This window comes from Candidatus Eisenbacteria bacterium (assembly GCA_020847735.1).
Classification (GTDB): Bacteria; Eisenbacteria; RBG-16-71-46; order RBG-16-71-46; family RBG-16-71-46; genus CAIXRL01.
The window spans coordinates 367,443-386,754 of sequence record JADLBL010000020.1 but is presented as its reverse complement, the minus strand read 5'-3'; the positions used below and the strand labels follow the sequence as shown (position 1 = coordinate 386,754).

Genomic DNA, 19,312 nt, shown 5'->3' with positions numbered 1-19,312 from the left:
GCGGCCGATCGGCCGCGCGCCCGCGGGTCAGACCGGCAGCTGCTGGCGGCGAAGCAGCTCCTCCATGAGCTTCGCGTTTCGGGCGGCCTGGCCGGCGTGGCAGTTGTTGAAGAACAGGTAGGTCTGTTTCGCCTGCGCGGCCAGGGTGCGGATGCGTTCCACCCACTCCTGCAGCTCGCGCTCGGCGTAGTCGTAGTCGTAGCGATCGCCCCCCGAGCGGCCCCACCAGGTCTTCTCGTTGCGGCCGTGAAAGCGCACGTAGCCGGTGTCCGTCGTCAGGTGCAGGGCCGGCGGAACCAGCCCCGGCAGGCGCGGCTCGTCCACCGCGCAGTAGCCGAGCGAGCGTTCGCGCAGCCAGTCCGGCAGGCGCGGGTGCATCCAAGAGTCGTGGCGGAACTCGATCCACAGGGGTTCCCCCGGCAGCAGGGCGCGCAGCGCCTCGAGGTGGGTCTTGGAGCCTTCGCTCTTCTTGAAGCCCCACGGGAACTGGGCCAGAAGGCCGTGGTACTTGCCCGCGTCCTTGAGCGGCTGGATCGCGGCGAGAAACTCGCGGTAGAGCCCGGCTTCGGTCGAGCCCTCGTGCGTCATCGCCTGGTTGAGCTTCACCACGAAGCGGAAGCCCTCGGGAGTCTTCTGTTCCATCCGCTCCAGCACCCGTGGCGAAGGGATCCGGTAGTAGGTCGAGTTCACCTCGACGCTGCCGAAGTGACGGGCGTAGTAGGGCAGGAACTCGCCGCCCGGCGTGCCCGGCGGATAGAAGGGGCCCACCCAGTCGGCGAACGAATAGCCGGAAGTTCCGACGTGGATTCGGCCCGCTGCGCTCATGGCTGAGCGCCCGGCGGAGAGGAGCCGCCTGCCGGTCCCTCGTCCCGCCCGGCTTCGCGGCGGATCCGCCGGTTCAACTCCGCTCCGGCGCTCCTGCGGCTCAGCGTTCCGCGATTCTGACGCTGGGCGGCGCCGAAGGGCACGTGGCCGGGTTCGCCCCGCTGGGTGAGCGAGCCCGCCGGCACGACCGAAGCCTCGCCGAGCCGGTCGCGCACACGGTCGAGCGCCTGCTGCAGCGTCCTGGCCCTCTCGTCGCGCTCGAAGAGCTCGGTCTGCGCCGCTTCGCCGCGCTTCTCGAGCGCGCTGGCGCTCACTCCCAGCAGCCGCAGCGGCTCGCCCCGCCAATTCGTGCGCCACAGGTTCCGGGCGACCTCGAACAGGCTCAGGTGGTCGTCCACCGCCACGTCGAGCGCGCGCTGGCGCGTCACGGTGCGAAAGCGGAAATCCCGCAGCTTGAGCGTCACCGTGCGGGCGGCGAAACCATCGCCGCGCAGGCGGCGCGCCACCTGGTCGGCGAGCCTCAGCAGCGTGCCCTCGAGGAACGCGGGATCGCGCGAATCCTCCGGCAGCGTCACCTCGTGCCCCATGGACTTGGGGTCCACGCCCTCGTGGTAGGGAATCACCGGCGAGCGGTCCATGCCCCAGGCCGCGTCCCGCAGGTGCGGCCCGACCACGCCGAACGCCTGCTCGAGCGCCGCGGCGCTCGTTTCGCCGAGATCGCCGACCGTGCGGATGCCCAGAGCTCCGAGGTGCACCGACATCTTCGGCCCGACCCCCCACAGTTCCTGCACGGGCCGGGGCCAGAAGTGCCGGCGGAAGCCCTCCTCGTCGAACGCCGTCAGCCCGCGTGGCTTGCGTACGCCGGAGGCCATCTTCGCGATCAACTTGTTCGGTCCGATGCCGATCGAGGCGCCGAGCGAGTGCTCGCGGGCGATGCGCTCCTGGATCTCGCGCCCGAGCGCGATCGCCGCGTCCATCGTCGCGCCCCGCGCGCCGAGCCGGCCGAGGTCGAGAAACGCCTCGTCCACGCTGAACGGCTCGACATCGGGCGTGTAGGACAGGAAGCACTCGAGCAGCTCGAGCGACTTCTCGACGTACTTGCGCGGGCTGCCCTCGACGTACTCGGCGTTCGGGCACAGGCGCTTCGCTTCGGCGAGCGGCATGCCGGCGCGCACGCCGAACGGGCGTGCCTCGTACGACGCCGCGGTCACCACGCCCCGCCGGTCGGGATCGCCGCAGACGATGACCGCCCGGCCGCGCAGGTGCGGGTGATGGGCCTGCTCGACCGACGCGAAGAACGCGTCCATGTCCACGAGCAGGATCACGCGCCCTCCCGCCAGGCGCGCTTCAGCGTCCAGCGCGGGCCGCGCGCGTCGTAGCAGAGCTCGTAGCTCTCGTCGCGCGATCCCTGGACGGCGAAGTAGCGCAGCACGGCCTGGCCCTCACGTCGGTTCCACTGCCCCGTCACCCTGCGGACCCGCACGACACGGCCCTGCCAGCGGAATCGGATCGGGCGCATGACGCCGTCCAGGAATGCGGTCAGCACGTCCACGGGATCGTCGAGCGATTCGAACATGGTCTTGCAGGCGGGCACCGGCGGCAACGCTACTGCACGCATGGGCAGCCCGCAAGGGCGGCGTGCGCTCCGGCGCGGGACTCCTCCGGCGTCGCCGCCCGCGCGCGCCGCTCGCCGACGGACGAGAGGTCCGCCGCCGCGAGCGCGCCGGACGTCAGGCGGCCAGCTTCTCGCGGCGCAGGTCGAGCGCGCGCCGGATCACGACCAGGAAGGTCGCGACCAGCGCGATGATCGCACCCGCCCACACCAGGCTGATGAACGGCTTGGTGCTGACCTCGACGGCCAGCACCTCGCCGTTCGAGGCGGCGCCCTGCTGCATGCCGGGCAGTGACAGCTCGACGCCACCGTCGGCGCCGGGCCGGGCGTTCAGGATGTTCACCTGCCCGCCACCCGGCAGGTAGTCCGGCGTGCGCGTCGGCTGGCCCGAGGTCATGCTGACCTCGAAGGTCGGCTTGAGGGGCACCGTGCGCCCGCCGGTCTCGGCCGTGACGTTGGCGATCAGCTTCATGGACTGCGGACCCGGGATCGGGGTGAAGCCGACGAACGTGTAGGTGACCTCTCCCAGCTTCTTCGATTCTCCGGCACGGAAGAACTCGCCCGCCCCCGGTCCGCCCGCCCCGCCTCCGACGATGTCGAGCGGCGAGATGTAGATGTCGTGGGTGAGGAACCGCTCGATGTGCGGGTTCTTCATGTAGCTCTGGTTGTAGTCGCTCCAGTAGAAATGCGCGTTGGCCGTGTACCGGCCCTCCGGCGCGTTCACGGCGATGACCGCCACGTCCTTGCCGTCGCCGCCACGCTTCATGCCCTCGTAGGTGAGCTGGTAACCGAGCGCGCTGCGCGCCTCACCCCGGGGCAGCTGCACCTGCGCCGAGCGGCCGTAGCCGGACGAGGCGATCACGCCGATGAGCAGGATCGCGACCCCCATGTGGCCCAGGTACGCGACGCCGTGCCGCCAGCCCGAGCGGAATCCCCGCACGGTGACGCCCCAGTTCGCGGCCAGCGCGAACGACATCGCGAAGACGATGGCCACCGGCATCGGATCGCGGACGCCCCACGCGACCGCCGCCGCGGTGAAGACGACCGCGAGCGCGACCGCCGTGCCGGTCACCGGCGCGAAGATCAGCATCGCGGTCACGAGCCAGCCGAGCAGCGCGAAGCCGAACCACGGGAACAGCGTCTTCGCGAGCGGGTGGCCGTTCGCGTTGACGAAGCAGGCGATCAGGCCGACCGCGATCACCAGCACCGAGATCTGCAGCACGCGGCCGAGCCGGTGCGCGCCGGGCGGAGGTTCCTGCTTGCGCCAGCGCATGAGCGGCGACAACCCGAGGAGCAGCCCCAGGGCGATCGCCAGCGGGGCGTTGACGAGGTTGTAGTAGGACGTCTGCACGTTCGCCGGCGGCCCGAAGAGCCGGGTGATGAGCGGCGCGCTCATGCCGAGCGCCACCAGCAGGCACATGAGCATGAAGACGAGCTGACCGAGCCACAGGAACGACTCGCGCGAGAACGAACCCAGGGGCGTCGGCGCCTTCGGGATGTCGCGCAGGCGGCTCAGCAGCAGGCCGTATCCGCCGATCCCGACGACGCCGATGAACGACAGCAGGAAGCCCGAGAGGCCGAGGTTGGCGAACGAGTGGACCGAGAAGTCGGCCAGAACGCCGCTGCGCGTGAGGAACGACGCGTACAGCACCAGCACGTACGAGGTGATCGCGAGGAAGAAGTTCGTGCGCCGCAGCGAGCCGGTCACGCGCTGGACGAGCAGCCCGTGCAGCAGCGCCGTGTTGCTCAACCATGGGATCAGCGAGCCGTTCTCGACCGGATCCCAACCCCAGTAGCCGCCCCAGCCGAGCACCTTGTACGCCCACACGCCGCCCATGATGAAGCCGGTCGCCTGGATGGCGGTCGAGAACACCACCCACGGCATCACCGGCTTGAGCCAGCCGTCGAAGTCGCGGCGCACCAGCGCGGCGCACGCGATCGCGAAGGGCACGACGAACGACGAGAAGCCGATGAACAGCACCGGCGGATGGATCGTCATCCAGTAGTCCTGCAGCAGCGGGTTGAGGCCCACGCCGTCGGTGAAGGCCTGCGTCGCGCGCAGGAACGGACCGCGCATCACCGTCACCAGTCCGAGCATGATGTTCGGCAGGTTCAGGAACATCATGGTCGGGGCCTGCAGCGGGTGGCGCCAGCGCAGCACGAACAGGCCGAGCGTCGTGCTGAGGAACGCCCAGAGCAGGAACGTGCCCTCCTGTCCTCCCCAGAACGCCGCGTACACGAAGCGGCTCGGCATCGCGCGCGACGTGTAATCGTGGACGTACTGGTACTGGTACTGGTGGCTGAACAGGATCCACCACAGGAACACGGTGCCCGCCAGGAACGCGACCCACTGGACGACGTACGAGGTGCGCGCGGCCGGTTCCGCGCCGGCGCGTCCGCTGGTCACCAGCAGCCAGGAGAGGCCGGAGACGAGCGAGGCGAGGAACGCCACCCAGGCGAACAGCTGTCCGAGGTTCAGCACGCCGGCGCGGAGCAGGGAGCCGCCGACCGCGAGCGCCGGCAGCAGCAGCGCGGCCGCGGTCAGCAGCGAGGTGCGGCGGCCGCTCACGAGGCCACGCCTTCGGGGTGCTTGCCCTCCATCGCCTGGTACTTCGAGGGGCACTTGACGAGCAGCTGGCTCGCCTCGAAGTGATCGCCCTGGTACTGCCCGATCGCGACGATGCTCACGGCCTGGTCGAAGTTCCCGGGGATCACGCCGCGGTACTCGACCGGCAGGACGTCCCCCTTGTCGTCCTTGAGGGAAAAGCGCAGGTACTGCTCCTCCTTGCGCAGGACGTAGTCCCGGGAAGCCAGCTTGCCGTTCACCTGCACCTGACCGCTCGCCGTGCGGGCCTCGGCGAAGCCGATGTACGGCGTCATGGTCTGCTTGAAACTCGTCACGCCGATCACCATCGCCGCGACCAGCAGCGCCACCGCGAGCATCACCTTCGTGTTCATCGCTTCTCCAGTTCCCGCACGCGCCGCTCGACGCGCAGCAGCCACACGAACAGCAGGCCCCACACCAGCAGCGAGACTCCCAGCACGACGTAGTTGTGATTCATCCGTGAGCCACCCTACGCCCGGCCGCCGCCGGTGGAAACCCGGAGCGCCGGAGCGATCGTTTCTCGGTCCCTGCGACGTTCGAGACGCGCGACGCGCACCCGAAGCGACTGCATCCACACGAACAACCCGGTGAATCCGACCAGCATGGCCGTGAAGCACCAGCGGATCATCGGGTCCATGTCCACCTTGCCCCGCGTGTTGAGGATCGGGTCCGGGTGCAGCGTCTGGTACATGCGCGGCACGACGAACACCAGGAACGGCACGGCCACGAACGCGACCGCCGAATACACGGCCGAGAGCCGCGCCCGCTTCTCCTCGTCTTCGATGCTCCCGCGCAGCGCGAGGTAGGCGGTATAAATGAGCAGCAGGAAGAAGATCGAGGTCTCGCGGGGATCCCAGTTCCAGTAGGCTCCCCACATCGCCTTCGCCCACAACGCTCCGCTGACGGTGGCGCCGATGCAGAACAGCAGCCCCAGCTCGGCGGCGGCGGCGGCGTGATCGTCGGCGCGCAGGTCGCGCTTCACCAGGTAGCGGATGCTGTTGAGCATGGACCAGCCGAGCGCGAGCACGGTCAGCCAGGCGGCCGGAATGTGGAAGTACAGCACCCGCGTCGTCTCCTCCAGCACGGGAACCAGCGGCGCGAACAGCAGCGACGCGGTCATCGCCACGGAGATCCACAGGAACAGCACGACGCGCAGCATCATCAGATCGCTCAGTCCTCCCACAGATGTTCGTACAGTAACAGGCCCGCCGCGATCAGCGCCACGGCGTAGGCCGCGAGCAGGCGCACGGATCCGCCGGTCGGGCTTGACGCCCACATGTCACGAGTTCCGGCCACCGCCGCGGCCAGCACCGGCAGCAGCAAGGGCAGCGACACGCCGGCGAACAGCGCCCCGCGACCCCGCGTCTGCGCGATCACCGCTCCGACCAGCGTCGAGGACGCGGCGAGCGAGACCGTGCCCAGCGCGAGCACGGCGGCGAACGGTCCCCAGCGCACCGGCGGCGCCCCCGTCAGGAGCAGGAACAGCGGCACGGTCACCCCTTCGACGACCAGCAGGAAGAGCAGGTTGAACAGCAGTTTGCCGGTCGCGATCTCGGTGGGCGAGGCGACGAGGCGCAGCAGGAGCATCGTGCGGCCCTCGACCTCGCGCACGAACGCGTGGCCCAGCGAGGCGAGCGTCGCGAACAGCAGCACGATCCAGAACAGCGCCGCGAGCACGTCGGGACGGTTCGCCATCCTGCCGGCCGCGAAGCTCACCGCGGTCAGGCTCGCGACCGCGAACAACAGCGCGGCGTTGAGCCCGTAGCGGGTCCGCCATTCGCTGCGGCATTCCTTACGAAGGAGCGTCCAGACCGCGGCCGCTGAGCGGGATCCGGTTTGCGGCAAGCTGCACCTCCCGGGGATCGTTGGTGGCGAGGACGACGAGGCCCGATGGCGCGTGCTCAAGCACGAGCCGTTCCACGAGCGCCCTCCCCTCCTCGTCGAGGTGGGCGCCGGGCTCGTCGAGCAGCAGCAACGCGGGTCGGTGGAGTATCGCAAACGCAAGGCGCAGACGCTGCTTCATCCCCGAGGAGAACGTCCCGACGCGGTCGTCGCCCCGCGGCGCGAGGCCCGTCTTCGAGAGTGCGTTCTGAACACTCGCGCGCGCGTCGGGCAGTCCGCGCGCCTCGGTCGCGAAAGTCAGGTTCTCCGCCGCGGTGAATTCCTCGTAAAACTCCAGGTCGGGGCACGCCAGCCCCACGTGGCGGCGTCGCTCCCTCGGGGGCACGTCCGCGCCTTCCACCTCGAGCCGCGTCGTGCCCTCGCTCGGACGCAGCATTCCGGCCAGCACGCGCAGCAGCGTGCTCTTGCCCGAGCCGTTCTCGCCCGTGACCGCGACGACGCCCGGCCCCGGTTGCTCGAACGTGACGGGCCGCACGGCGACTCGCGCGCCGAAGCGGTGCGCGACCGCAGACACCGACAGGCGAACGGCGCGAGCGCCGCCCGACGCGGGCGCTGCGGATCCGCTCACGAAGCGCGGTCCCTCGCGGCCGTCTCCGCGTGCCGGTCGAGCAGGCGGACGAGGTCGGGAAGGATCTTCGCCTTCGCGTCCTCGCGCGAGCCCCGCATCTGCACCCCGGCCGCGTGCGGATGGCCGCCGCCGCCCCAGCGCGCGCAGACCTGGTCAATGGTCACGTTGCCGGTCGAGCGCAGCGACACCTTGACCTTGCCGGCGTCCACTTCGGAAAAGAGCGCGACCACCTCGACGCCCGCGATCGCGCGCGGCATGTCCACGAGTCCCTCGGTGTCGGCGCCGGCGAGGCCGTGCCGCACGAACTGCTCGGGCGAGACTTCGAGCACCGCCAGCCGTCCGCCCTCGAGCATCTGCAGGGCCGCGAGCGCCTCACCGAAGAATCGCAGGCGGCCCGCCGGGGCGGTCGCGTGCACCCGGCTCGTCACGTCGGAGGGATCCACTCCCGCCTCGACGAGCGCCGCGGCCATGCGATGCGCCCGGGCGTCGGTGTTGGAGTAGCGGAAGTTCCCGGTGTCGGTGAACAGCCCCACGTACAGCGCCTCCGCCGCCAGCAGGCCGGGCGTGGCGCCAGCCTCGCGCATCAGTTCGAAGACCAGGCTCGCCGTCGAGGCCAGTTCCGGCTCGATGACGTTCACCTGGCCGAAGCCGTCGTGCGTCGCGTGGTGGTCCACGATCGCGATCGCGATCGCGTGGCGGTCGAGGTGCTGCGCGAGCCGTCCGATCCGCTGGCGGTTGCCGGTGTCGAGCACGATCAGCGCGTCGGACTCGCCGAACCGCCGCTCGCAGAGCGCCTCGTCGTAGGTCTCGACCGGCTCCTCCGCGACCAGCCAGGCGAACGCCGGAGGCGTGGGGGAATCGTTCAGGATCCGCACCTGCTTGCCGCGCCCGCGCAGCCAGCCCGCCATGGCGATCTCGCTGCCGATCGCGTCGCCGTCCGGGTTGACGTGCGTGGTGAGCAGGAACGAGCCGTGGCGGTCGAGGAAGGCGTGCAGCGCCGTGCGTTCGGGCGAGGCGGCCGTGGTCACTCGCGGTTCCCGCGAACGGCGAGCCCGGCGACGTCCTTCAGGAACCACGCGTGCAGGCGCGTGTCCGCCGTCAGCTCGGGATGAAACGTGAGCGCGGCGACCCGGCCCTGTCGAACACCCACCGGTTCGCCGGCGAGCGTCGCCACCACCTCGACCGCGCGCCCGACGCGGGTGATGCGCGGCGCGCGAATGAACACGCCGTCGAAATCCCTCCCCAGCGGAGCGACGCGCACCGGAGCGTGGAAGGAGTGCACCTGCCGCCCCCAGGCGTTGCGCTCGACGGTCACGTCGATCGCACCGAGCGTCGGAGCCGGCAGCCGGTCGGCGGAGCGCGCGAGCAGGATGAGTCCCGCGCAGGTGCCCAGCACCGGCTTCTCCCGCACGAAGCGCTCGATGCCGGGGCGCAGTCCGGTCGCCGCGAGCAGCCGCAGCATCGTGGAGGACTCTCCGCCCGGAACGATCAGCGCATCGAGCCCCTCCAGGTGCGCCGGCAGCGAAACGCGGACAGCCCCGGCGCCGAGCGCGAGCAGGGACGCGCGGTGGCGCTCGAAATCGCCCTGCAGCGACAGCAGGCCGACGCGGGGCGCCGCACCGGTGCGCGCCGTGCGCGCCGCGCTCATTTCGGCGAGCTCACCAGCCGCGCCGGGCAAGCCGTTCGTCCTCGGAGAGCGTCTCGAGCGAGATTCCGCGCATCGGCTGCGGCAGGCCCCGGCTCACCTCGAGCAGCACGTCGGGACGATTCCAGTTCGCGACCGCCTGCACGATGGCCCGCGCGGTGCGCAGCTGGTCCCGGCGCGCCTCGCGCGGCTTCGACGCGTCCCCGACCTCGAAGATGCCCGAGCCGACGAACACCGCCTCGGCGCCGAGCTTCATCATGAGCGCCGCGTCGGCAGGTGTCGCGACGCCGCCGGCGGCGAAGTTGGGCACCGGCAGGCGGCCGGTCTTCGCGACCTGCTGCACCAGCTCGAAGGGCGCGGCGAGGCCCTTGGCCTCGGCCATCAGCTCGTCGGCGGACAGGGTCGTCAGCCTCCGCAGGTGCGAGACGACCGCGCGCATGTGGCGCACCGCCTCGACGACGTTGCCGGTTCCGGCCTCGCCCTTGGTGCGGATCATCGCCGCGCCCTCGCCGATCCGGCGCAGCGCTTCGCCGAGATCGCGGCAGCCGCACACGAACGGCGCCTTGAAATCGTGCTTCCAGACGTGGTTCGCCTCGTCGGCGGGCGTCAGCACTTCGCTCTCGTCGATGAAGTCGATTTCCAGCGCCTCCAGGATCTGCGCCTCGACGATGTGGCCGATGCGGCACTTCGCCATCACCGGGATGTCCACGACCGACTGGATCTTCTGGATCATCGTCGGGTCGCTCATGCGCGCGACGCCGCCGTCCTTGCGGATCCTCGACGGGATGCGCTCGAGCGCCATGACGGCCGCCGCGCCCGACTCCTGCGCGATCCCGGCCTGCTCGGCGTTCATGACATCCATGATGACGCCGCCCTTGAGCATCTCGGCGAGCCCGACCTTGAGGCGGAACAGATCGGCCTGCGACGTCGGCTTGCCGTTGCGGGTGGCGGCCCGCTGGCCGTTGCGCTTCGCTCCTGCGCCGTGGCGCGAGTTCGGACGCTTCACGAAAGTCCTCCTCCCCCGGGCGCCGTCAGGCGCTCCGCTCCATCGCCGCGCCGCCGAGCGCGCGCAGGCGCTCGACGATGGGCGGCGTCACCTTGCAGACGTGTTCGATCTCTTCCTGCGTGTTCGACTCCCCGAGCGAGAAGCGCACGCTCGCGTGCGCGTCCTCCGGGCGCAACCCCATCGCCACCAGCACGGGGCTCGGCCCCGGGTCCGCCGCGCTGCACGCCGAGCCGGTCGAAACCTCGACGCCGGCGCGGTCGAGTTCGTGCAGCACCGCCTCGCCATCCACGCCGGCGAAGCAGACATTGAGGATTCCGCCGACGCGCTGGTTCAGGTCGCCGTTGAGCCGCGTCTCGGGCATCGCCGCCAGCAGTCCGGCGAGCAGTCGTTCCGCCAGCGCGGCCACACGCTGCGCCGCGCCCGCGGCCAGGGCCTCCCGGGCCCGGAGCGCCGCGGCGCCCAGACCCGCGATCGCCGCGACGTTTTCGGTTCCGGCCCGGCGACCGCGTTCCTGATGGCCGCCGTGCACCTGCGGCACCAACCGGGTGCGCCGGCGCACGAACAACGCCGCCGCACCGACGGGCCCGTGGAACTTGTGGCCCGCGATCGTGAGCAGGTCCGCCTGCCAGGCGTCCACGGCGATCGGCAGCTTGCCGGCCGCCTGCACCGCGTCCACGTGGAAGAGCGCGCCGGCCTGCTTCGCGTGCAGGCCGAGCTCGGCGACGGGATGCACGACGCCCGTCTCGTTGTTGACCGCCATCAGCGAGACCAGCGCCACGTCGGGGCCCAGCGCGGCGGCGAGGGTCTCGGGATCCACCTGGCCGTTCGGGCGCACCGGCAGGACCGTGAGGGCGAACCCGCGCGTTTCGAGAAACCGGGCCGTCTCGAGCACGGAGTTGTGTTCGGTCGCGCCGGTGACGATGCGCCTGCGTTCGGGGCCCGCCAGCGCCGCGAGCGCGCCCTTGAGCGCCAGGTTGTTGGCCTCGGAACCGCTCGCGGTGAAGACGATCTCCTCGGGCTGGGCGCCGAGCAGGCGCGCCACCTCGACGCGCGCGCCCTCGACCGCCTCGCGCGCCGCCTCGCCGCGCGCGTGCACGCTCGAGGCGTTGCCGAACCGCTCGCCGCTCCACGGCGCCATCGCATCGAGCACCTCGGGCGCGGGCCGCGTGGTCGCGGCGTGGTCGGCGTACACGCGCGTCACGCGCGCACCTCCTCCGCCGACAGCGTGTGGATGCTGACGCGCTGCGCGAGCACCCCCGCGATCTTGCGCAGCTCGAGGGCGTAGGGACTGTCGGGCCGCGACGCCACGACCGGACGCCCCGTGTCGCCGCCCTCGCGCACCTCGGGCTGAAGCGGAATCGAGCCCAGGAACGGCAGGCCCATCGCCAGCGCCCGCTCCTGTCCCGCGCCGCTCGAGAAGATGTCGTGGCGCTCGTGGCACCCGGGGCACACGAAATAGCTCATGTTCTCGATCACGCCGAGCACCGGCACGTGCAGCTTGTCGAACATCGCGATCGCCTTGACGGCGTCCTCGATCGCGACCGTGGAGGGCGTCGTCACCACGACCGCGCCGGTCACGACCGTCTGCTGGATGAGCGACAGCTGCACGTCGCCCGTGCCCGGGGGCAGGTCCACGAGCAGGTAGTCGCAGCCGTCCCACGACACGTCGTGCAGGAACGTCTTGATCGCGCCGTGCAGCATGGGTCCGCGCCACACGACCGCCTCGCCCGCGTCCACGAGCAGGCCCATGGACATGAAGCGCACGCCGTGCGCTTCGAGCGGCACGATGCGGCCCTCGTGATGCTGCGGCTGGCGGTTCACGCCCATCATGCGCGGCAGGTTGGGGCCGTAGATGTCGCCGTCGAGCAGGCCGACCTTCGCCCCCGTCTGCGCCAGCGCGATCGCCAGGTTGGCCGCGACCGTGCTCTTGCCGACCCCGCCCTTGCCCGAGCCGACGGCGATGACGTGCGCCACGCCGGCGAGCGCCTTGCGGTCGGCGCTCGGGTCCCTGGGCTTGCGCACGCGGCTGGTCGTGTTCAGCACGATGTCGGCGACGCCGGGGATCGCGCCGACGGCCCGGCGGCAGTCGTCCTCGATCTGCCCCTTGAGCGGGCAGGCCGAAGTGGTCAGCACCAGCGTGAACGAAACCTTCCCGCCGTCGATCGAGACGTCCTCGATCATGCCCAGCGACACCAGGTCGCGGTGCAGATCGGGATCCTGGACGGTGCCGAGCGCGGCGAGAACCTGTTCCTTCGTGATCGAGGACATGACGCTCCTGCTTTGGGCGCGCTCCCGCGCCTATTTCCGGGTGCGACGGCGCTCGCGCGCCTCCCACCATTCACGCAGACGATTGATGCCCATCGCCGTCAGCACCGCGAGCACGATGAACGTGATGGCGTTGATGAGCCCGTAGAAGTACACCGCTACTCCGCCACGACCCGGGTGACCTGCGGCAGCTTGGCGCGCAGGTAACGCTCGATGCCGTTGCGAAGCGTCGTGGTCGAGCTGGCGCAGCCCGCGCACGCCCCGTGAAGCCGGATGCGGACGACGCCGTCGTCGCCGACGTCCACCAGCTCGAGGTCCCCGCCGTCCGGCTGGACGACGTGGACCCGCAGCTGCTCGATGACTTTTTCCACCTGCTCCCGCATGGCCGCCTCCGGGATCCGGCGCGCAGGGATGCCGGGCCGTGGGTTCCCCGGCTCGAGGAGGCCGGACCGCGACATTCGAGGCCGGCACTCCGCTCCCATGCTGCCGAACGGGCTACATTATGAAGCGCACGCCGCCGCGTCAAAGCCGCGGCTCCGTCTCGCGGCGCCGGATTTGGCCTGCGCGTGACGTTTGATGCCGCGTGATCCGAAGGCTGTTCGCAGGGATTGCCCGTGGAGCGGGTGGCCCTCGCTTCACGCCGCCCGGGGCGTCCGTGAGCCGGGGGTCAGAATCTCGCCTGGAGCTGCGCGAGCAGCACGTCGGCGCGGGTCGGAGGCGCGCCCGAGAGGCGTCTCGAAAACTCGAGCAGCAGGCGCACGCGACCGGGCACGAGGTCCACGTTCGCGCCCCACGCGAGGCCCCGCACGCGCCGCGCGTCGCCCAGCCCGGGCCGCCGGAAGTCCTCCTGCCGCGCGACGGCCTGCACACGGGGCGTGAGCCGGAAGGCTTCGAGCACGTACCAGCCGAAGTCGTCCTTCGCCTGCTCACGACCGCGCCGGTGTCGCGTGAGGTACTCCGCGCGCAGGAGCGCGCCGCGGTGCTCCACGCTGGCGTCCACGCCCCAGCGCAGGCTGTCCGGGCCATCGCGCGCCACGCTCGCGCCCAGCGAGAGCCGCGGCAGCGGGTTCGCCGTCACGCGGCCCACGAGCAGCACGGCGGAGTCGCGGTTGGCGGTCGTGTTCGCGCCTTCGCCGTTGAACACGCCGACGGCGAACGTGGCCACGGGGCCTGGGGCCCACTCGGCCGTCACGCCCATGTCGTACTTCGGCGCCAGCGAATCCACCGCGACCGCGAGGCCCGCCAGTTCGAGATCGGGGGTCGAGATCAGGTACTCGCGCGTGAAGGGCGTCTTGAACTCGCCCGCCGTGAGCGTGAAGGACGCGGGTGACCAGCGGAGGAACGCCTCGCGGAGACTGACCGCGGCCGCACTGCGCGCTCCGGTGGGCGCCTGCCATTCGGTGAGCATCCGGTACGAGAAGCGCGAGGGCAGCGGGCCGTCCACCGAAAGGCGGACGCGATTGAGCAGCAGCGTCAGCCCGGCCTGTTCCTGCCAGGACTCGCGCACCTGCAGGTAGCCCGCGAGCCGCGGCGCGGAAAGCTTCGGAGCCGCGGGCGGAGCGCTCGCCGCGCTGTCGGGCGCCGAGGCCCGCGACGGCGGCGCGCAGGCCGCGACGGCCGCGATGGCCAGCGCCCATCGCGCGGCGCCCCACCGGCGCCGCACGATCGTCCGGGAGGCCGGAAGGGCGCGTGGTTCCGTGGGCCGGGAAGGGCCGGGGCCGCGGAACGCGGTGCCCCGCGTCAGTCGAGGACGAATCATCGTCGGTTCCATCCATGATTTTGGTTGTCAACGGTGTCTAACTATCTCAAGATTCCTTCCATTGATGACTACAGGGAACATAAACGAACCTCCCGATGCATCCCAGCGCTTTCCGACGCACACAGGGGGACGCCATGAACACGCTGAACGCCACCGAAGCGGCGACGCTTCTGAAGCTGAACGTGAAAAGGGTTCAGATCCTGGCGCGTCAGGGCAGGCTGCCGGCGGCGCGCGTCGGCAGGAAGTGGCTCTTTCGCAGGGACGAACTCGAGGCGCTGCTCGGGCGGCGCGCGGACGCGCCCGGACGGACCCTTTCGATCAGCGCCCGCAATCGCCTGCGGGGCCGGGTCGCGCGCCTGACGGTGGACGGGCTGATGGCCGAAGTGGTGCTCGCGATCGGCGATCAGCACCTGGTTTCGATCATCACGCGCGCGAGCGCGGAACGGCTGGGCCTTCGGGCCGGCGACGAGGTGTTCGCCGTCATCAAGTCCACGGAAGTCATGGTCGGCAAGGAAGGGGTCGAGGATTGAAGCTCGCCGGCCGATGGGTCCTCGCCTGTGCGTGGTTGATGCCCATGCTGGCGTCCCCGCCGCCCCCCGCCGCCGCGGCTCGCGCCCAACACACCCTGCAGGTGTTCGCGGCCGCATCGCTCGCGGATGCGTTCTCCGAGCTCGGCCGCCTTCTCGAGGCCGGCCATCCGGGCCTCGAAGTCCGCTTCAACTTCGCCGGCTCCCAGCAGCTCGCGACGCAGCTCGGCGAAGGCGCCGCCGCGGACGTCTTCGCTTCGGCGGACGAGCGCTGGATGGAGGCCGTTCGCGAACAGGGGCTGCTCGCTTCGGAACCCGTGATCTTCGCGCGCAACGAGCTGGTCGTGATCGTCCCGCGCAGGAACCCGGGCCAGATCGCGAGCCTGGCCGATCTCGCGCGTCGCGGGGTCAAGCTCGTCCTCGCCGCGGAGACGGTGCCCGCGGGACGTTACGCGCGAGCCGCGCTCGCGAAGCTGTCCCGCGAGCCGGCGCTCGGCCCCGAGTTCGCGACACGCGTGCTTCGCAACGCGGTCTCCGAGGAGGAGAACGTGAAGGCGGTCGTCGGCAAGGTGCAACTCGGCGAGGCGGACGCCGGAATCGTCTACCGATCCGACGTGAGCCCCGCCGTCGCGCGCGTCGTCACCCGGATCCCGATCCCGCCGGACGCCAACGTCGTCGCCCTCTATCCGATCGCGCTGCTGCGTGGCGGCCACGGGGGCGCGGTGGCCCGGGCGTTCGTGGAACTCGCGCTCTCCCCCCGGGGCCAGCAGGTGCTCGAGCAGCGTGGCCTGATGCGGGCCGCGACGGGTCGCTGAGCGTGCCCGCCACCGCCGCCCGCCGGCGCCTCCCCGATTCCTTCGTGCGCGCGCTCGCCGCCTTCGCGACCGCCGTCCTGGTGGCCCTGCTGGCGCTGCCGTTCGTCGCGTTGCTGCTGCGCGCGCGCCCGGAGCAGATCCTCTCCCGGCTCGGTGACCCGGTGGTGCTCGACGCCCTCAGGCTGAGCCTGCTCGCGAGCGGGTCCGCGACCGCGATCGCGGTGCTGCTCGGGCTGCCGGCCGCCTGGGTGCTCGCGACGCGCCGGTTCCCGGGCAAGCGGATCGTCGAGGTGCTGATCGACCTGCCGATGGTCCTTCCCCCCACGGTCGCCGGGTTCGCGATGCTCATGGCCTTCGGCCGCGCCGGGCTCGCCGGATCGGCGCTGAAGGCGTTCGGCGTCTCGCTGCCGTTCACGACGGCCGGGGTGGTGCTCGCCCAGGTGTTCATGGCCGCGCCCTTCTTCATCGGTCCGGCGCGCGCGGCCTTCGCGGGCGTGGACCGGCGGCTGCTCGATGCCGCCGCGACGCTGCGCGCCCGCGAGAGCTTCACGTTCGTCCGCGTCGTCCTGCCGCTCGCGGCGCCCTCGCTGCTCGCGGGGGTGTCCATGGCCGGCGCGCGCGCGCTCGGCGAGTTCGGCGCCACGATCACGTTCGCCGGAAACTTCCCGGGCACGACCCAGACCATGCCGCTCGCGGTCTACGTGGCGCTGCAATCGGACCTGGACGCGGCGGTGGTCCTGTCGGTGCTGCTGCTGGCGATGGCCGTCGGCCTGCTGCTCGGGCTTCATTCGGCGCCCGCCGGCGGATGGTGGAGCCGCCCGCGTGCTGCGCGCTGAAGTCCGGCGGCGCTTCGCCGCTTTCGAGCTGTCGGCGGCGCTCGAGGCCGGCGAGCGCTCCGTCACCGTCCTCGTCGGCGAGAGCGGCTCGGGCAAGACCACGCTGCTGCGTTCGCTCGCCGGCCTCGAACGTCCCGACGCGGGAAGAATCGAGGTGAACGGCGAGGTGTGGTTCGACGCCGCGCGCGGCGTGGACCTTCCCGCGAGGGAGCGCGCGCTCGGCCACGTCGCGCAGGATTACGCGCTCTTTCCCCACCTGAGCGCCGCCGACAATGTCGCCTTCGGCCTGCGCGCGCAGGGCTGGTCGGCGCGCTACGCCGCCCCGCGGGTCGGCGCCGCGCTGGAACGGCTCGGCGTGGGTGCGCTGGCGAAGCGCAGGCCGCACGAGCTCTCGGGCGGCCAGCAGCAGCGTGTCGCCATGGCGCGGGCGATCGTGCTCGAGCCGTCCCTGCTGCTGCTCGACGAGCCGCTGGCGGCGCTCGACGTGCGGACACGCCGGTCGGTGCGCGGCGAGCTGCGCCGGATGCTCGCCGACCTGCCGTGCAGCACGGTGTACGTGACGCACAGCCCCGCGGAAGCGCTCGCCTTCGGCGATCGCATCACCGTGCTCGAAGCGGGGCGGGTGAGCCAGAGCGGCACGCGCCAGGAGCTCATGCGCCGCCCGCGTTCGCCGTACGTGGCCGCGTTCCTCGGCGTGAACTTCTTCCGCGGCACGCACCTCGCCTCCGCGGGCGCCGCGACGTCCGCGGTCCGTCTCGCGCTGCCGCACGGCGAGCTGCTGCTCGGCGACGGCGGCGACGTCGTCGCCGTCGTTCACCCGCGCGACATCACGCTCGGCCTGAACCCTCCCGAGGGCAGCGCCCGCAACGTCTTCAGCGGCCGCATCGAGGAACTCGCCCCCGAGCCGCCCGACGGCGAACTGGTGCGCGTCTCGCTCGCGACGCGGCCACCGCTCATCGCCGAGGTGACCCGCGCGGCGAGCGACGCGCTCGGCCTGCGACCGGGCCTGCTCGTCCACGCCTCGTTCAAGGCGGCCGGCGTCACGCTGGTGTCGTGAGCGCCGTTCCGGGCGGGTTCAACGCCGCAGCAGGTGGAGCACGCCGGTCGTCATCTGGGGCAGGTAGGTGATCAGGATCACGCCGATGCCCAGGATGACGAGGAACGGCACGACGTGCCGGTACAGCGCCGGCAGCGGTTTGTCGAATCGCGACGAGGAGAGCAGCAGGTTGAGTCCGACGGGCGGGAACAGGAAGCCGAGCTCGAGGTTGGCGAGGAACACGACGCCGAGGTGCACCGGGTCCACGCCGAACGCCGCGCCGATCGGCGCCACGAGCGGGGCGAGGATGACGATCGCGGAATAGATTTCGAGCACGCTTCCGAGCACGAGCAGCACGACGTTCAGCACGAGCAGGAAGACGTGCGGCGAATGAATGTGCGTGCGGACGAGGTCGAGCAGCGCGAGCGGGATCTGCGCGTCCACGAGCCAGCCGGTCAGCCCCAGCGCGCTGGCGAGCAGGATCAGCACCGCGCCGCACAAGCCGGCCGCCTTGACCAGCACGCCGGGCAGCGCCCGGATCGGGTGGATGTCGCGCGTGATGAAGCATTCGATCAGGATCGAGTACGCGAAGGCGAACGCCGACGCCTCGACGATCGTCGCGCGCCCGGTCGCGAACAGCGCCACGACCAGCACCGGCACCGACAGCTCCCAGCGGGCACCCCACAGCGCGGCGAGCGCCTCCTTCGACGAGAAGGGGTACCGGGGCGCCCTCGACCGGCCGCCCACCCGGACTCCCCAGAGCGCGACGAGCAGGATGAGCAGCACGCCCGGCACGAGGCCGGCGATGAACAGCGAGTCGGCCGGCACGTTGGCGACGACGGCGTACAGGATCACCGGCAGACTGGGAGGAAGCAGCAGTCCGAGACTGCCCGAGGCGGTGACCAGCCCGAGCGAGAAGCCTTCGGAGTACTTCTCCTCGCGCAGGATCGGGTAGAGCAGGCCCCCGAGCGCGATGATCGTCACGCCCGAGCCGCCGGTGAAGGTCGTGAACAACGCGCAGACGGCCGCGACCAGGATGGCGATGCCACCCGGCATCCAGCCGAACATCGCCCGGAAGAAGCGCACGAGGCGGCTCGCCGCGTCGGATTCGGCGAGCACGTAGCCGCAGGCGGTGAGCAGCGGAATCGCCGGCAGTGTCGGCGAGACCATGAGGCGGTAGATGTCGGCGGTCACCGCCGAAACCGGCACGCCGTCGCGGAAGAAGAGCAGCAGCGCGATGCCGCCCATGGCGAGAAAGACGGGCGATCCGAGCAGCGTCGCGAGCACGATGAGCGCGAGGATCGGCAGCCAGCCCGCCTGCGCGACCGCGGGCACGAGCCCGAGGCCGAAGGCGAGCCCGATGGCCGCGAACGCGATCGCGCGGCCCCACGCGTGCCGCGACGCGCCCAGCGCGAAGCGCAGCGAGATCAGCGCCAGCGCGGCGGGCATGATCGCTTCGCTGATCCACACGGGCAGGCCGAAGGCGAGCTTCACGCCCTGCTCGCGATCCACCATCACCACGCCCCACGCCGAGTAGGCGAGCACCGCGCAGATGCCGGCCGCGACCGCCGACGAAATCAGCCGCGCGACATCGCGCAGCCGGGCGTGCCCGAGCGCTTCGGCGGTGGAGAGGGTCAGGTGCTTGCCCTCGCGCGTCGCGAGCAGGCCGCCGAGGAACGCCAGCCAGAGCGTCAGCTGGGCCCGATACGCCTCGCCCCCGGGCAGGAAGAACCCGTTGATCGGGCGGCCGACCGCCTCGATGAGCGGCAGCACCATGGTGAGCAGGAACGCGACAACCAGCGCCCCTCCTTCCAGGCGGTGGAGGAACGCGACGAACCGGTTGGCGGGCGGTTCTTGCGCGGCCGTGTCGTGATCCATGATCGGCGGGCACGCTACCACGCCGGCTTCGCC

At 71.4% G+C, this 19,312-nt stretch carries 20 protein-coding genes; 4 read left to right on the top strand and 16 right to left on the bottom strand.

Annotation, left to right across the window (positions count from 1 at the left end; translation table 11 throughout):
- Nucleotides 1-27: 27 nt before the first annotated feature.
- The 15 genes from IT347_10285 to IT347_10215 all read right to left on the bottom strand — a co-directional run bounded on the left by IT347_10285 (nt 28) and on the right by IT347_10215 (nt 14,091).
- Nucleotides 28-825 (bottom strand): DUF72 domain-containing protein, encoded by a 798-nt coding sequence (locus IT347_10285; protein MCC6349961.1) that lies wholly within the window; start codon nt 823-825, stop codon nt 28-30.
- Nucleotides 822-2,150, bottom strand: a complete 1,329-nt coding sequence (gene dinB, locus IT347_10280) for a DNA polymerase IV (protein ID MCC6349960.1) — start codon at nt 2,148-2,150, stop codon at nt 822-824. Before dinB ends, IT347_10285 begins: the two co-directional genes overlap by 4 nt.
- The gene (locus tag IT347_10275) at nt 2,147-2,419 is read right to left on the bottom strand and encodes a hypothetical protein (GenBank protein ID MCC6349959.1); all 273 of its coding nucleotides are present in this window, start codon (nt 2,417-2,419) and stop codon (nt 2,147-2,149) included. The genes dinB and IT347_10275 overlap by 4 nt, the downstream gene beginning before the upstream one ends.
- 136 nt (nt 2,420-2,555) lie before the next feature.
- Nucleotides 2,556-5,006 (bottom strand): cytochrome c biogenesis protein CcsA, encoded by a 2,451-nt coding sequence (gene ccsA, locus IT347_10270; GenBank protein ID MCC6349958.1) that lies wholly within the window; start codon nt 5,004-5,006, stop codon nt 2,556-2,558.
- A complete protein-coding gene (locus IT347_10265) occupies nt 5,003-5,395 on the bottom strand; it encodes a cytochrome c maturation protein CcmE (GenBank protein MCC6349957.1) in 393 nt (130 codons plus the stop codon). Before IT347_10265 ends, ccsA (IT347_10270) begins: the two co-directional genes overlap by 4 nt.
- 116 nt (nt 5,396-5,511) lie before the next feature.
- Entirely contained in the window at nt 5,512-6,204 is a 693-nt protein-coding gene (ccsA, locus tag IT347_10260; protein ID MCC6349956.1) for a cytochrome c biogenesis protein CcsA, read from the bottom strand.
- A gap of 8 nt (nt 6,205-6,212) precedes the next feature.
- Complete coding sequence (locus IT347_10255) at nt 6,213-6,887, bottom strand: heme exporter protein CcmB (GenBank protein ID MCC6349955.1); 675 nt, start codon at nt 6,885-6,887, stop codon at nt 6,213-6,215.
- Entirely contained in the window at nt 6,835-7,512 is a 678-nt protein-coding gene (locus IT347_10250; protein MCC6349954.1) for an ABC transporter ATP-binding protein, read from the bottom strand. Before IT347_10250 ends, IT347_10255 begins: the two co-directional genes overlap by 53 nt.
- Entirely contained in the window at nt 7,509-8,540 is a 1,032-nt protein-coding gene (locus tag IT347_10245; GenBank protein MCC6349953.1) for a bifunctional oligoribonuclease/PAP phosphatase NrnA, read from the bottom strand. Before IT347_10245 ends, IT347_10250 begins: the two co-directional genes overlap by 4 nt.
- Nucleotides 8,537-9,160, bottom strand: coding sequence for a pyridoxal 5'-phosphate synthase glutaminase subunit PdxT (gene pdxT / locus IT347_10240; GenBank protein ID MCC6349952.1), 624 nt, complete (start codon nt 9,158-9,160; stop codon nt 8,537-8,539). The genes IT347_10245 and pdxT overlap by 4 nt, the downstream gene beginning before the upstream one ends.
- A 10-nt stretch (nt 9,161-9,170) precedes the next feature.
- Nucleotides 9,171-10,040: a pyridoxal 5'-phosphate synthase lyase subunit PdxS gene (gene pdxS, locus IT347_10235; protein ID MCC6349951.1), complete on the bottom strand. Its 870-nt coding sequence runs from the start codon at nt 10,038-10,040 to the stop codon at nt 9,171-9,173.
- Between the two features lie 148 nt (nt 10,041-10,188).
- The gene (locus IT347_10230) at nt 10,189-11,364 is read right to left on the bottom strand and encodes a cysteine desulfurase (GenBank protein ID MCC6349950.1); all 1,176 of its coding nucleotides are present in this window, start codon (nt 11,362-11,364) and stop codon (nt 10,189-10,191) included.
- Nucleotides 11,361-12,431 (bottom strand): Mrp/NBP35 family ATP-binding protein, encoded by a 1,071-nt coding sequence (locus IT347_10225; protein MCC6349949.1) that lies wholly within the window; start codon nt 12,429-12,431, stop codon nt 11,361-11,363. The genes IT347_10230 and IT347_10225 overlap by 4 nt, the downstream gene beginning before the upstream one ends.
- Nucleotides 12,432-12,586: 155 nt before the next feature.
- Nucleotides 12,587-12,811, bottom strand: a complete 225-nt coding sequence (locus tag IT347_10220; protein MCC6349948.1) for a NifU family protein — start codon at nt 12,809-12,811, stop codon at nt 12,587-12,589.
- 284 nt (nt 12,812-13,095) lie between these two features.
- Nucleotides 13,096-14,091, bottom strand: coding sequence for a hypothetical protein (locus tag IT347_10215; protein ID MCC6349947.1), 996 nt, complete (start codon nt 14,089-14,091; stop codon nt 13,096-13,098).
- Nucleotides 14,092-14,321: 230 nt separating this feature from the next.
- On the opposite strand from IT347_10215, the gene IT347_10210 reads away from it, so the two are divergent.
- Genes IT347_10210 through IT347_10195 form a run of 4 tightly spaced genes read left to right on the top strand, consistent with a single transcriptional unit; the run spans nt 14,322 to nt 17,422 of the window.
- Complete coding sequence (locus IT347_10210; GenBank protein ID MCC6349946.1) at nt 14,322-14,717, top strand: TOBE domain-containing protein; 396 nt, start codon at nt 14,322-14,324, stop codon at nt 14,715-14,717.
- 44 nt (nt 14,718-14,761) lie between these two features.
- Complete coding sequence (gene modA / locus IT347_10205) at nt 14,762-15,529, top strand: molybdate ABC transporter substrate-binding protein (protein ID MCC6349945.1); 768 nt, start codon at nt 14,762-14,764, stop codon at nt 15,527-15,529.
- Nucleotides 15,530-15,573: 44 nt separating this feature from the next.
- The gene (modB, locus tag IT347_10200) at nt 15,574-16,365 is read left to right on the top strand and encodes a molybdate ABC transporter permease subunit (GenBank protein MCC6349944.1); all 792 of its coding nucleotides are present in this window, start codon (nt 15,574-15,576) and stop codon (nt 16,363-16,365) included.
- Entirely contained in the window at nt 16,352-17,422 is a 1,071-nt protein-coding gene (locus IT347_10195; protein ID MCC6349943.1) for an ABC transporter ATP-binding protein, read from the top strand. Before modB ends, IT347_10195 begins: the two co-directional genes overlap by 14 nt.
- Nucleotides 17,423-17,440: 18 nt before the next feature.
- Here IT347_10195 and IT347_10190 read toward each other — a convergent pair whose 3' ends face one another.
- On the bottom strand, nt 17,441-19,279 hold the full coding sequence (locus IT347_10190) for a TRAP transporter large permease subunit (GenBank protein MCC6349942.1): 1,839 nt from the start codon (nt 19,277-19,279) through the stop codon (nt 17,441-17,443).
- Nucleotides 19,280-19,312: the final 33 nt, after the last annotated feature.